At 70.7% G+C, this 14,134-nt stretch carries 10 protein-coding genes; all 10 read right to left on the bottom strand.

The window, feature by feature from the left end:
* Positions 1–1,271: 1,271 nt before the first annotated feature.
* Positions 1,272–3,104: a helix-turn-helix domain-containing protein gene (locus AC3ANN_RS18910; RefSeq protein ID WP_488338912.1), complete on the bottom strand. Its 1,833-nt coding sequence runs from the start codon at positions 3,102–3,104 to the stop codon at positions 1,272–1,274.
* A gap of 152 nt (positions 3,105–3,256) precedes the next feature.
* Positions 3,257–4,048, bottom strand: a complete 792-nt coding sequence (locus AC3ANN_RS18905) for an enoyl-CoA hydratase/isomerase family protein (protein WP_488338911.1) — start codon at positions 4,046–4,048, stop codon at positions 3,257–3,259.
* Positions 4,048–5,316: a CaiB/BaiF CoA transferase family protein gene (locus AC3ANN_RS18900; RefSeq protein ID WP_488338910.1), complete on the bottom strand. Its 1,269-nt coding sequence runs from the start codon at positions 5,314–5,316 to the stop codon at positions 4,048–4,050. The genes AC3ANN_RS18905 and AC3ANN_RS18900 overlap by 1 nt, the downstream gene beginning before the upstream one ends.
* Positions 5,313–6,686 (bottom strand): MFS transporter, encoded by a 1,374-nt coding sequence (locus AC3ANN_RS18895; RefSeq protein ID WP_488338909.1) that lies wholly within the window; start codon positions 6,684–6,686, stop codon positions 5,313–5,315. The genes AC3ANN_RS18900 and AC3ANN_RS18895 overlap by 4 nt, the downstream gene beginning before the upstream one ends.
* A 142-nt stretch (positions 6,687–6,828) precedes the next feature.
* Positions 6,829–8,013 carry a M20 metallopeptidase family protein gene (locus AC3ANN_RS18890; RefSeq protein ID WP_488338908.1) on the bottom strand — a complete coding sequence of 395 codons (1,185 nt, stop codon included), beginning with the start codon at positions 8,011–8,013 and terminating at the stop codon, positions 6,829–6,831.
* Between the two features lie 117 nt (positions 8,014–8,130).
* Positions 8,131–9,276 (bottom strand): CaiB/BaiF CoA transferase family protein, encoded by a 1,146-nt coding sequence (locus AC3ANN_RS18885; RefSeq protein ID WP_488338907.1) that lies wholly within the window; start codon positions 9,274–9,276, stop codon positions 8,131–8,133.
* A 28-nt stretch (positions 9,277–9,304) separates the two neighbouring features.
* Positions 9,305–10,891: an amidohydrolase gene (locus AC3ANN_RS18880; protein WP_488338906.1), complete on the bottom strand. Its 1,587-nt coding sequence runs from the start codon at positions 10,889–10,891 to the stop codon at positions 9,305–9,307.
* Positions 10,892–10,898: 7 nt separating this feature from the next.
* On the bottom strand, positions 10,899–12,365 hold the full coding sequence (locus AC3ANN_RS18875; protein ID WP_488340878.1) for an amidohydrolase: 1,467 nt from the start codon (positions 12,363–12,365) through the stop codon (positions 10,899–10,901).
* Between the two features lie 68 nt (positions 12,366–12,433).
* Entirely contained in the window at positions 12,434–13,462 is a 1,029-nt protein-coding gene (gene ocd, locus AC3ANN_RS18870) for an ornithine cyclodeaminase (protein WP_488338905.1), read from the bottom strand.
* Positions 13,459–14,097: an FMN-binding negative transcriptional regulator gene (locus AC3ANN_RS18865; RefSeq protein WP_488338904.1), complete on the bottom strand. Its 639-nt coding sequence runs from the start codon at positions 14,095–14,097 to the stop codon at positions 13,459–13,461. The genes ocd and AC3ANN_RS18865 overlap by 4 nt, the downstream gene beginning before the upstream one ends.
* Positions 14,098–14,134: the final 37 nt, after the last annotated feature.

Here is a 14,134-nt window from a genome sequence, read left to right as displayed (position 1 = left end):
TGCCGACCCCGCCGTCGGGCTTGCGTCGCGCCTCGCCGAGTTCGCCGATCGCGCGCGGGCCGAGGCATCCGTCGTCCTGCAACGCGCTTGGCGCGATGACCTGGGGCTCTTCGCCGACCGCCCCGGCGCGGCGGCAACGGTGCGGGCGCAGTGCGACGCGATCGAGATCGCCGATCTGCTGCTCGGCACCGCACCGCCGCAGGTGCCGGAAGAGCTGCAGATCCGCCGTCTTCGCGAGTGGCAGGATGCCGCCACCGGCGCCGTGGCGCCGCTCGGCACGGATGGACTCCAAGTCACGGGCCTCGGATTCGCGCACGAGGATGTCGCGTATCACGTGCTGAGTGCCGGGTACGCGCTGGATCTGCTCGGGTCGGCGTTCGAGGCTCCTCTCACCTGGGCGACAGCGTCGACGCCCGAACGGGTGGTCGCGTTCTGCGACACACTGCCCTGGACCACCGACGCGTGGAACGCCGGGCACCACATCGACGGCTTCGGCACCGCCCTGCTGTGGACACGGCGGGCGGGGCATCCGATTCCCGTGGGTGTGGAGGAGTCGCTGTTCGGCTGGCTGCTCACGCACGCCGATCCGCAGACGGGCATGTGGGGTTCGCCGACCGCCGACCGCGGACTGCTCCCGGTCGTGAACGGCTTCTACCGTGCATCGCGCGGCACCTTCGCCCAGTTCGGGCTGCCGCTCCCCTACCCCGAGCCCGTGATCGACACCGTCCTGCGCCACGCCCGCGACCCGCGTTGGTTCGCCCCTGGCGTGCGTGATGCGTGCAACGTGCTCGATGTCGTCCACCCACTGTGGCTGACACGCGGCACCGGGTACCGGGGCGACGAGGTACGCGCGCTGGCCGCGGGGCTGCTGTCGGATGCGCTGTCGATGTGGGTTCCGGGCGCGGGCTTGTCGTTCCGCGAGCCGAGCGCCGTCACGCACGGGATCGACGAGACCGAACCTGGGCTCCAGGGCACCGAGATGTGGCTCGCGATCGTCTGGTACCTCGCCGACCTCCTCGGCGCCTCGCACGCACTGGGGTACCGACCGCGCGGCGTGCACCGACCGGAACCGGCAGTCGCGCTGGGGTAGACCGGCCTCCGCGATCGTCAGCGGATGAGAGCGTCCGCACGTTGGCATGGACAGCAGTGGCGGCCTCACGAACCTCATGAGTGGACCATTCACGGAGGGTGCTGAACAAGCGCCTGACCTGCTCCGTGTCCAGCTCGGTATCCCAGCGAAATGTGGCGGCTTCCTCCACTCTCGCCCGTGGTCAGCCGAATGAGCGCGTCTCGTCGCCGCCGACGAGCGCGCGGCGCAATCGATCGAGACGCACCGCGGCCTGGACGCGGAAGCGGAACTCGGGGTCGTTCCAGTCGCCGTCGATCAGGGACCAGATGCGTTCCAAGCGTTGCTGCACCGTGTTCGTGTGGACACGCAGAGCCGCTGCCGCACCCTGGCGGCTCTCACCGCTGTCGAAGTACGTCGCGAGGGTGTCCACGAGCGCGGTGCCGCGTCGGGCGTCCCACGCCCGCACGCGACCGAGCAGGTCGTCCACGTACCGCGCAGCCGTCTCAGGCTCCGCCGAGGTCAGCACGTGGTACGGCGCGAACGCGTCCGAGCGGACGGTCGCGCCCGTGATCCCCAGCGGGGCCAGGAAGCGAAGGTCTCTTGCCGCGCGGTCCACGGCATTGTGCAGCTCTGCAACGCCGGCGAGGTCCGGGCCGACCACCGCGGTCACATCCGAGTCGCGCAGATGGTCGGCGAGCGCGCGCCGGACCCGCTCGGTGGCTGCCGCGGGATCCGGCACGGCCCACGCGATGATCAGGTGGTGCTCGCGCTGCGCCACCAAGCCATCGTCTCCCACCGCGTCTGCCGCCACGGGAAGTGCCCGGTCACGGCCACGCACGTCGATCACCGCGCACGCGGTGATCGACGTCGCGAGCTCGGCCGAGAGCTCGGACAGCCGTCCTTCCGGCGCATCGAGAAGCCCGAGCAGGAGACGTGCGCGCCGCTGGACGCGCAATGCGGTCACGGCATCGCGCTTGAACGACACCAGTGCGGCGACGTGCGCCGCGCGCTCGAGCGTCGGCCGTGCGACGGCGTCGGCTGGCGCATCGCCTTCCTCCGCGACCATCGCTCCGAGCACGCGGTCCGCGCCGAGGATCGCCACGACGATCCAACGCCGCCGATCCACGACGATCGTGGCGGCGTGCCCGCTCGCCTGACTCTGCCGCATCGCATCGGCGAGCGCGCGCCGGGACGGCAGGCCTGAGCTCGGGGCGTCGAGCGGACGCCCGGTCTCGTCGAGCGCCCAGACCCGGCGCCCCAACCGGTCGGATACGGTCGCGACGAGGTCGACGACAGTACCGCCCGACATCACCGCAGCGGTCAGCTCCTCATGGACGCTGCTGGCGACGTGGGTCGCGGCGACATGATTCTCCAGCTCCCGATATGCGTCCTCAGCACGCGCACGAGCCGCCGCGCTCTCGGCCAGCACTCGAGCGCTGTGCAGCACGCTCGCGGCGTGGTCGGCGAAAGCCGAGAGAAGCAGCACCTGGTCGGGGGTGAAGTCGTGCGCGAACCGGTTGCACGCGAACAGGGCGCCGAGCACCTGGTCCCCCACGGCGAGCGGCACACCGAGGAACGACACCAGTCCCTCGCGCTCGACGGCGGCGTCGATCGTGGGGTCGTGCGGCGCCTCCCCCATCCGCGCATACTCCCTCACCCAGGCCGACTCACGCGTGCTCGCGACCATGCTGGCGAGGCCGAACCCGGCGGGAACCACCAGGTCCCTGAACTCGGGCGTCACGGTGCCTGCGGAATACCGCACACGCAGATCGCCGCGCTCGTTGTCGACCTCCGAGAGGTAGGTGACGTCCGTGCCCATCAGCTCGTGAGCGCGTTCCACCAGGCGGCGCAGCACGTCGGTCACATCCTGCAGACGCACCAGTTCGCGGGCCGTGGAGAACAGCGCCTCCAGTTCTGCGGCGCGACGGCGCAGGCGCGCCGTGAACTGCTGCGACTCCCGCACCGACGCGAGGAGCTCCTCGGCCTCGGTCGCCGCGACGTCCGCGTGGGCCAAGAGCTGAGCCAGCGCAGCCATCCCGCCACCGGGTTCGGCGCGCGTTGCGACAACGACCTCGCGAACGAGCGCCGCCGCCGCGGAGCGCGGGCGTGCACGTGGCGTGTCGGCCAACGCACCTCCTCGGGCAGCGGCGATGAGACTGACAGCAGTCTAGGAGCGACGCCCGCCGGTCATGCCACCCCGGCGCCGACGTGCGACGGGAACACCGGGGGGCGCCGCGCGGCGAAGGCCGCGAGTCCTTCGCGGGCGTCGTCGCTCGCGAAAGCCTGCTGGCCGAGCACCGCTTCCTGCCGGAACGCCTCGTCCTCGGGCAGATCTGCCAGCGCGCGCACCGCCCGCTTCACGGTCGCGATGGCGGTGCCGCTCTTGGACAGCAGCTCTTCGGCCACGGCGATCGACTCGGCGTACAGCTCCGCCCCCGGCACGACCCTGTTGACGAGCCCGTACCGCAGCGCGATGTCGGCGTCGATGCGAGTGCCGCGGAGCATCAGATCCATAGCGAACGCATAGGGGATCTGCCGGATCAACCGCACCAGCGTCCCACCCGCCGGCACGACCCCGACGCCGGTCTCAGGCAGCGCGAAAACGGCATCGGCAGAAGCCAGCCGGATGTCGGTGGAGAGCATGATCTCGAACCCGCCGCCGAAGCACAGCCCGTTGACGGCCGCGATCACCGGCTTCTCGAGCGTGGAGTGCTTCTGGTGCGCCGCATCCCACTCGCTGATGTCGAAGTGCTCCTCGGTGAGCGCGGGGATGGATTCGGCCAGGTCGGCGCCGACGCAGAACGCCCGGTCGCCCGCGCCCGTGAGAACCGCCACACCGATTCGAGGGTCGTCGCGGACCTCGGCGAACGCCTCGCCCAGTTCGTCGTACATCGCCAGCGTGAGCGCGTTGAGCTTGTCGGGTCGGTCGATCGTGATGACGCCGATGCCGCCGGAGCGCTCCAGCCGGACCCTGCCCATCAGACGGTCCCGCCCGAGCGCAGGGCGTCGACCTCGTCGGCGGTGAAGCCGAGCAGATCGCGCAGGACATCCGTCGTGTGCTGACCGATCTCGGGGGCCAGGCCTCCCGTTCGCGGCGGCGTGCGGTCCAGTTTGATCGGCGACCCGAACGTGCGCAGCGCGCCGTGCCCGGGGTACTGGGCCTCGACGATCATGTCGCGCGCGGCGATCTGAGGATCCTCGACGACCTCGCCGATATCCTTCACCGCACTCAACGGCACGAGATCGCCCGCGAGCGCCTCGAGCTCGGCCTTCGTGCGGGGCGCGAACCAGCGCTCGATCATCGGCCGCACCTGCTCGCGGTAAACGTCGCCGTCGAAACGGGTCGCCATGGCGTGGAGGTCGGGGTGCGCGTCCCAGTCGGCGGCGCTCCCGAACGTCTCGCACGAGATCCGCCAGAACTTGTCGGTGTAGCCGCCGAAGAAGACGTAGCCGTCGCGGCACGGGAACAGCTCGTAGGGACGGACGAAGGGGTGGGCGTTTCCCAGCGGCTCGGGAACCTTGCTCTCGGCGGTGTACGACACCACGGCGTTCTCGGTGAGGGTGAGCACCGAGTCCTGCTGCGAGACGTCCACGAACTGGCCCTCGCCGGTCCGCTCGACGTGCCGGAGTGCGGCGAGCACCCCGATCACCCCGTACAGGCTCGCCGCCAGGTCGCCGATGATCGTCCCGACGCGAGTAGGCGGCCCGCCGGCCGGGCCGTTCATCGACCACAGGCCCCCGGTCGCCTGGGCGCTGTTGTCATAGGCCGGCCTGCTGCGGTACGGGCCGGACTGCCCGTAGCCACTGAGCGCGGCGTAGACGAGGCGCGGGTTGACCTGCCGCAGCCGCTCGTAGCCGTGTCCTAGCCGATCCATGGTGCCAGGGCGGAAGTTCTCCACCAGTACGTCGGCCCGCGCGACGAGCCGGTCGAGCACGTCGGCGGAGTCCGGGCTCTTCAGATTCAACGTCATGCCGAGCTTGTTGCGGTTGTACTGGGCGAAGAACCCGCTCAGCGGCTCCGCTCCCTCTCGCGGCAGGAGCGGGGGAAAGGTGCGTGTGTAGTCCGGGTCGTCCGGGTTCTCCACTTTGATCACCGTCGCGCCGAGGTCGGCGAGGATCATCGAGCAGTACGGTCCGGCCACCACGCGCGTCACGTCGACGACGACGACACCCGCGAGCGACCCGCGCGCGGCGTCGACCTCCTCCCAGGCGTCCAGCATCGGGCCGTGGGCGGTCGCGTCGATCATCGAGCGGATCCCTTCGAGAGGGCGGGGACGGATGCCTCGGCACGGCGCGTGGCGCGAGCGGTGAGGCGGTGCAGCAGCGCCGACGAGACGAGCGTCACGAGGCCGGCCGCGACGATGTAGAGCGCGATCGCCCACGAACCCTCGAACACCGACAGCAGCTCGAGGTAGATCATCGGCACGAACGCCGATCCGGCGATGGTGCCGATACCGAGGGCCAGCGACATCCCGGTGTAGCGGATGCGGACCGCGAACGCCTGCGCGTACAGCACACCGAGCGTGCCGTACGTTGCGCAGAAGCCGATGGTCATGGCGATATAGGCGACATATGCCGCGGCCAGGCTGCCGGTGTCGATCAGCCAGAACGCCGGGAAGGCGAGGACGATCGAGAGCACTGTTCCGCCACCGAACACCCGGGCGACGCCGAAGCGGTCGGCGAGCCGGCCGGCCAGCGGCAGACCGCCGAGGGCGAGCACGGAGCAGATCGTCGCGATGGTCAGCATCTGCGACGGGTCATGTCCGATGAACTCGGTGCCGTAGGTGAGGCTGAACGTGAAGAGCATGTAGAAGACCGCGCCGATCACGGCGAAGCTGAGCGCGGCGAGCAGCACCTGAGCGGTGTGCGTCTTGAGCGTGTCCCACAGCGGCACGCGCGCGGCCTGCCCCGCGCTGCGCATCTCCTCGAACTCGGGCGTCTCGGTGATGCGAAGCCGGATGAACAGACCGACCAGCACCAGGACGGCGCTGATCAGGAAAGGGATCCGCCAACCCCACGTTGCGAACGCGTCGCCGGGGAGCGCCACCAGCGGCAGGAAGACAAGAGTGGACAGCGTGAGTCCGAGCGCGAGGCCCACCTGGGGGAAGCTGCCCAGGAACGCTCTCCGCCGCGGTGCGGCATGCTCGACGACGAGCAGGACCGCACCGCCCCACTCGCCGCCGAGAGCGAAGCCCTGCACGAAACGCAGCACCATGAGGAGGATCGGGGCAGCGACCCCGATCGCGGCGTACGTCGGCAGGAGGCCGATGAGGAAGGTGGCGATGCCCATCGTCACCAGCGACAGCACGAGCATCCGCTTGCGGCCGATCCGGTCGCCGAAGTGGCCGAAGACGATGGATCCGAGCGGTCGTCCGAAGTAGCCGACGGCGATGCCGCCGAAGGCGAGGATCGTGCCGACGAGCGGGTCGTACTCCGGGAAGAACAGCGAGTTGAGGATGAGCGCGGCAGCCGTGGAGTAGGCGAAGAAGTCGAACCACTCCACCGTGGTGCCGACGACGCTCGAGGCGACGATCGTACGGATCTGCGAGGAGGCGGCGGTATCGGACGGCGCGGAGCTCTCCGGCGAGGCGAGGGTCCCGGTGGATGCCGAGGTCATGATGGTGAATCCCTTCCACCGCGTCACCACTGACGACGGCTCGGCCCCAGCCTGTCAGGGCGCGTCGCATCGGAGTATGTGCGCGCCAGCCACATTCATGAGCGAGGATATGGCTGCTGCAGCCTCCCCCTCTGTTCCTTGGTCAGCCGCGCTCGAGCCGCCGCCACGCGAGCTCGGCGAGCACCGTCGCCTGCAGCGGGAGGACGGCGTCGTCGAAGAGGGCGTGCTCGGAGTGCAGCGGCAGCGGGCCGCTGTCGGGGGCCGCGCCCACGAACACCAGCGTGCCCGGCACCTCTTGCAGCACGTACGAGAAGTCCTCGGATGCCATCGACGGCGCTTCCAGCCGTGTCACGCGCTCCGCCCCCACCAGCTCATCGAGTACGGCGAGCACCTCTCGGGTCTCGGTGGGGTCGTTGTAGGTCACGGGGTAGGACGCGATGAACTCCGTGTCCAGAGTGCAGCCGTTCGCCTCGGCGATGCCGGTCAGCAGGGCGGGCAGGTGCTCGCGCACGGTCTCGAGCGTCGCCGTCGACAGTGTGCGGATGTTCGCCTCGATGTCGACGGTCGCCGACAGCACATTGCCGGCCTCCGAGTCGCTGCGGAGCCGCGTGATCGAGAGCACGGCCTGGTCCGTCGCGGGCAGGCGGCGCGCGGCGAACGCCTGCACGGCGAGGATGAGCTGCGCGGCCACCGGCACCGGATCGATCGCGAGCTGAGGGAACGCGGCGTGGCCGCCGGTGCCGCGCAGGGTCATCCGCAGCGCACTGGCGCTGGCCATCATCGATCCCTCGCGGGTGACCAGCCGGCCGCGCGGGGTGGCGCTGTCGACGTGGAGCGCGTAGGCCGCTACGGGCCTCTCGCCCGCCGCATCGAGCACGCCCTCATCGATCATCAGGCGACCGCCGGCCTGCCCCTCCTCGCCCGGCTGGAACATGAACACGACGGTTCCGGGCAGCTCCTCGCGCCGGTCGGCGAGAAGCCGGGCGGCCCCGAGGACTCCCGCCATGTGCAGGTCGTGTCCGCACGCGTGCATCGCGCCCGAGGTCGAGGCGAACGGGAGGCCGGTCGCTTCGGCGATCGGCAACCCGTCCATGTCGCCGCGCAGCAACACGACGGGACCCGGACGTCCGCCGCGCAGCACCGCGGTGATCGACGACAGCGACTCGCCGCGGCTGATCTCGAGCCCCAGCCCGTCCAGCTCCCGCAGCAGGATCCTCTGCGTCCGCGGGAGATCCAGACCCACCTCCACCGCTTCGTGCAGCTCACGCCGCACCGCGACCAGGTCGTCGCGAAGCTCCTCCGCCGCGGCCTCGAACTGTGCCCTCATCCGGAATCCGTCCTCTCTGCGTGTGTCGGGATCTCGCCGAGCGACCCCGATCCATGTCCGTCGCTCTGACTCGCCAGCGCGGCTTCACCGGATCCCCAGGCCCCCGGCATCCCGTCATCAGAGCCCCAGCTCGGCGCGCAGCTGCGCACCGTCCGCATCGAGCTGCGGTGCGCGCGGGAGATGCCGGGTGCCGTTGGTCCCCAGCGCCGAGCGCGCGATCGAGACGCCGTCGTCGTGCTCGATGAGCCCCAGCGCGTCGGCCTGCGGGTCCCGAGCGGCCTCTTCGGGGCTGCGCACCCGGGCGACCAGCACGCGCGCAGCCTTCAATGTCTCGACGACGGCGTCGACGGGGAGCTCGGCCATCCGCGCGGCGAGGATGGCTTCGAGCTCGTCTCGTCCTTCCACCCGGTCCCGGTTGCGAGCCCAGCGTGCAGCGCCGACCTCGTCGCCGAGATCGAGCGCGGCGACGAGCCGGGCGAACATGGCGTCATTCGTCGCTCCCAGCACCACGTACCCGTCGGCCGCCGCGAACGCGCGGTACGGGACGATCGACGGATGGGAGCTGCCCCACGGCTTCGACGGCGGCGCGCCGGCCGAGGCCGCGGCGATGACCGTGCCGAGTGAACTGAGCGCGGTGGCGAACAGCGAGAACTCGAGTCGGCGGCCGAACCCCGTGCGCTCTCGCTCGAGCAGCGCGGCGAGCACCCCGTTGATCATCGACATGCCCGTCGCGATGTCCACCATCGCGACGCCCGAGCGCACCGGATCGGCGCCCTCGTAGCCGGTGACGTGCATCAGCCCGGATTCCGCCTCCACCGTCACCGCCGTGCCCGGCTCCGCCGAGAGCGGCCCGCGCTGCGAGAAGCCGCTGATCGAGGCGTACACGAGCCGCGGGAACCGCTCGCGCATCGCCGCAGCACCGATCCCGAGCCGGTCGGCGACGCCGGGGCGAAAGCTCTCCACCAGCACGTCCGCCGAGCCGACGAGTCGGTGGGCGACGTCGCGGTCGGCGAGATCGGCGAGGTCGAGTGCGATGCTGCGCTTGCCGCGATTGATCGCGTGGAAGTACGCGCTCGCGCCGTGCACGAACGGCGGACCCCAGTGCCGCGTCTCGTCGCCGATGCCGGGCTGCTCGACCTTGATCACGTCGGCACCGAGCTCCGCGAGCGTCATCGTGGCGTAGGGACCTGCGAGCAGTCGCGTGAAGTCGATAACGCGGATGCCGGAGAGCGGCCGGAACGCCCCGTTCATGTCGTCGGTCATGCGTGAGTCCTCGCTGTCGTCGTGCCGATCAGACCAGGACGAAGACCCGCTCGCCACGGATCCACGTCTCGGCGATGCGGACGGCGGCGATCTCTTCGACCGGCACGGTGAAGACGTCGCGGTCGAGCACGGCGAAGCTGCCGTCGAAGCCGGGCGCGATCGTGCCCACGCCGGTCAGCGGCGAGAGGGACGCCGCCCGCGAGGTGTACAGCAGCAGCGCCTGCGGCACCGTGATCGCGGCCTCGGGGCCGAACTCCACGCCGTTGTAGGTGCGACGGCGGACGGCCGCTTCGACCGACAGCATCACGTCGTCGGCGCCGCTCCAGGCGGTGGCGGGTCGGTCGGACGACAGCGCGAGCGGGCCGAGACCGTCGTACAGACGGGCGATCGGATAGGCATCCGGCACCTGCTCCACGCGCAGGGCCTTCTCGTAGCCGTCGTACTCGGCGAAGAAGAACACGGTGTGCGTCGCGACGCCGAACGACATCCGCGCCGAGGTCAGGCGCTCCAGATAGGCGTCGCTGACGATCGTGGCATGCTCGATCCGCACCGAGGGGATGCCGTCGAGCCAGGGCTCGGCATCCTCGAAGAGCTCCACCACGCGATCCAGCGCCCGGTCGCCCATGGCATGGACCGCGAGCTGCACGCCGTTGCGCCGGGCCCAGTCGCCCGCGGCGAGAATGTCCTCGTCGTCGACCAGGCGCAGGCCGTGGTCGCACGAGTCCGGGTAGGGCGCATGCACCCAGGCCGTGCGGTTGGAATAGGCGCCGTCGAGCACGACCTTCACGCCTGCCACGCGGATCTGCCCCTCGCGATCACCTGGATCGAGGTCGGCCAGCGGAGCCGCCGGATCCCAGCCCGGGTAGAGCGCGACCCGCGTGCGCAGACCGCGCTCGGCGGCGGCACGGAATGTCGCGAGCGGATCATCGATCCGAGTGGACAGCAGGTCGCACACGGCGACGATGCCGCGCGAGGCCAGCTCGTCGCCGATCGACCCGATGGCGGCGAGCTGTTCTTCCCGCGTGGGCGCAGGGATGAACTTCGCCACCGCGTCGACCGCGGCGATCTCCGTGAGCACGCCGTTGGGGTTGCCGTCCGCGTCCCGTTCGAACCGTGCGCCGTCCGGGTCAGGCGTGTGCGCGGTGATGCCGGCGAGCTCCAGGGCGCGCGAGTTGCACACGGCGGAGTGGGCGTCGCAGCGCCAGACCAGCACGGGACGGTCCGTGGCGATGCGGTCGAGATCCGCCGCGGTCGGCATGCGGCCGTCCGGGAACTTCGTGTCGTCGAACCCGCGGCCGAGCACCCACGCGTCCGGGCCGGTCACCGTCCCGGCGTGCCGCTGGAGCGTGTCGACCAGCGCGTCCATGGTCGTCACGGCAGGCGGGAAGCACTCCACCGCCGCCGCGGTCCCTGCCAGCAGCGCCGGGTGGGTATGGCTGTCCAGAAGCCCGGGCACGACCGTCCGGCCGCCGAGGTCGATGGCCCCCGGTTCGGTGACATCCGCCGCCTCCCCGACCCAGTCCACGAGGCCGTCCGTGATCCGGAAGGCCGAAGCGAATGCGGTCTCAGACTCGCCCGTGAACACCCGAGCGTTGGTGAAGGTCGTCGTCGTCATGGCCGTCTCAGACCTCCCGCCAGGTGAACCGGCCGCCGAGCAACGTCGCGGCGACCGGCATCGCGCGCAGCTCGTCGCGGTCGCTCGCATACGGGTCGCGTTCGGTGAGCACGAGGTCGGCGGGCTGGCCCATCGCCAGAGACGTGCGCACCGAGGCGGCGAGCGCGACATTCAGCGGCAGCCGCTGCTCGGGATGCCACGCCTCCCGGTCGCCGCGGCTGCGAGCGGTGGCCGCGGCCAGCGAGATCCATGGGTCCAGCGGCGCGACCGGGGCGTCGGAGCCCAGGCGCAGGGCGGCGCCGGCGCGATGCAGTGACCTGAATGCGAAGGCACGGCCCGTACGGCCGGCCCAGTGGTGGTCGGCCACGTCGCGATCGTCCATGGCGTGCTCGGGCTGAACGCTCGCGATCAGGCCGAGCTCTGCGAACCGGGCGAAGTCGTCGTCGCGGACGAGTTGCGCGTGCTCGATCACGCCCTTCATGCCCAGCGCTTCGAACGTGTCGAGCACCTCGGTGTTCGCGCGGTCGCCGATGGCGTGCACGGCAGCCTCGATGCCGGCGTCGCGAGCCCGCTCGAGCAGGCGCCGCAGTTCGGTGATGGGCACGCTCTCGATTCCGCACGCGTGCGGGTGCCGCGCATCCATGCCGGGGTACGGGTCCCAGCACCACGCGGTGCGGGTGTTGAGCGAGCCGTCCACCACGACCTTGAGGCGTCCGAACCTGATGAGCCCCTGGTCGTCCACGGCGTCGCCCGTGCGGCGTCCGGCGGCGATCGCCGACTCGAGCAGGTCGGGCCATACCGCGATGTCGGCGCGGAGGCTCGTGACCCCGCCCGCAGTGCGCGACGACCACTCGGCGACGTTGTCGGTCTTCTCGTACTCGACGATTCCGACCACGCCCCGTGCCGCAGCGGCGTCTGCCGCCTCGCGGTAGGCGCTCAGCGGCAGCTGGGAGGCCTCGTCGAACGAGTGCAGCAGGCTGATCCACGGGCCCTCGCGGAGCAGTCCGGTGGCGTCGAGCTCGACGCCGAAGCGCCGGGCGGCTGCGCTGTTCATCCACCCGCAGTGCAGGTCGCCGCTGACGAGCACGACCGGCACATCCGGCACGACCTCGTCCAGCGCCGCGAGCGTCGCCGGCACGGGCCACAGGCCGTCGCGGAAGCCGTAGCCCATGAGGATGCCGTTCGTCAGCGGCGCGTCGGCGGCGCCGGCACGCCGGACGACGTCGAGCACGTCGTCCGCCGTGCGGGTCTCGGTGAGATCGAGCCGGCGGCGGCGGATCACATGCTGCGTGAAGTGCACGTGCGCATCCCACAGCCCGGGCCCGATCCAGCGACCGTCGACGTCGACGACCTCGCCGGAGGCGTCCGCAGTGCCGAGAGGCGCGATCTCGGCGATGACACCGTCGCGGAGGACGAGGTCGACGGGCTCGCCGCCGTCGAAAGGGCGGGCGCCCCGGAGAGTCACGGGCTCCATCATGATGCTCCGATCAGGAAAGTGGCAGCGGTGCGCGATGTGGCACAGGTTCTCGTGGCGGGGACACGTCAGAAGGCGGGAACAGGTGCAGTCGCGAAGCCGAAGAGATCCTTCGGATCGTCGGGCGCGGCGACGAGGTCGATGTGCCTCTCGAGGCCCGTGCCTGCGACATCGGCACGGAGGTAGCGGAGGGCCGAGAAGTCCTCGATCGCGAATCCGACGGAGTCGAACACCGTCACCTCGTCGGCCGAGCTGCGGCCCCTGGCCGCCCCCGTGACCACCCTGAAGAACTCCGTGACGGGGAAATCGGGCGCGACGTTCTGGATCTCTCCTTCAACGCGGGTCTGCGGTGCGTACTCCACGAACACGGGGCCGCGCCCGAGGATCCGCGGGTCTAGCTCCGTCTTGCCCGGGCAGTCGCCGCCGATGGTGTTGATATGCATGCCCGGCGCGACGTCGGCGTCGGTGAGCACCTGCGCGACCGCCTTGTCGGCCGTGCAGGTCGTGACGACGTCGGCACCGGATGCCGCTTCGGACGCGGACGCGCAGATGGTGATGTCGAAGCCGCGCGGCGCGAGGTTGCGCACGAACTTGGCGGATGCCGCGGGGTCCACGTCGTAGACCCGGAGCCGGTCGATTCCGAGCACGGCACGGAAGGCCAGGGCCTGGAACTCCGCCTGGCTCCCGGCGCCGATCATCGCCATCGTGGTGGAGTCCGCGCGGGCGAGGTGCCGGGCGACCATCGCCGAGGTGGCGGCGGTGCGCAGCGCGGTGAGCAGGGTCATCTCGGCCAGGAACACCGGGTAGCCGTTGTGCACGTCGGCCAGCACGCCGAACGCGGTCACCGTCTGATAGCCCCGGGCCGGGTTGAACGGGTGGCCGTTGACGTACTTGAAGGCGTACACGTCCGGATCGCTGATCGGCATCAGCTCGATCACGCCGAACGGCGTGTGACTCGCGATCCGGTGCGTCTTGTCGAACGACTCCCAGCGACGGAAGTCGGCCTCGATGACGTCGGTCAGCTCGGCCAAGATCGCCTCGGCGCCGCGGCGCGAGATCCACTGCACGATGTCGGCGACGCCCACGAAGGCGGTCATGTCGGCACCTCCTGTCCGTTCACGGTCGCGATCCGGTCGGCGAGCTCCGGGTTCTCATACGGGCCCGGTCTGCGCAGGGCCTCGACGACTCGTGCGATCACCTCGGCGGGCTTGTCCTGGCTCATCTTCTCCTTCGCCTCGATGCGCTCCGCCCGCATCCGGAACCCGACCGTGCCGTGCACGATCCGCGCAGCGTAGTCCGCGTTCTCCAGCGTCCTGTTCATCAGGAACGGCTCGGGCAGCGCACTCTCGAACCGCGCGACGAGGCGCTCCAGCACCTGCAGGTTCTCCTCGTCCGAAAGGATCTCCGGAGTCCCGAACAGGTGCGCGACGGCGAAGTCCCAGGTCGGGACGGCCGTCGGCGTCTCGTACCAGCCGGGCGAGACATAGCCTTGCGGACCGTAGACGATCACCATCAGCTCGTGCGAGCCCAGCCGGTGCAGTCGCTCATCCGGACGACCGACATGACTGAGCAGCACGACGCCATCCGCGCTCTCGTCGAGAAGGACCGGATAGTGCGACGCGACGAGGCCTCCCCCCGGCACGTGACTGACGATCGTCGCCCAGGGATGCTCGCGCACGAGCGCGCGGATGGCGTCGATGTCGTCGAGCGCGTAGTCGGGGTTCGGTCTCATGATGACTCCAATGCGATCAGGGCGCGGATGTCGGGGC

It is taken from the genome of Microbacterium sp. STRO-2N (assembly GCF_057747775.1).
Note: the sequence above shows the minus strand (reverse complement) of the source record. Positions and strands in the feature narration are given on the sequence as shown.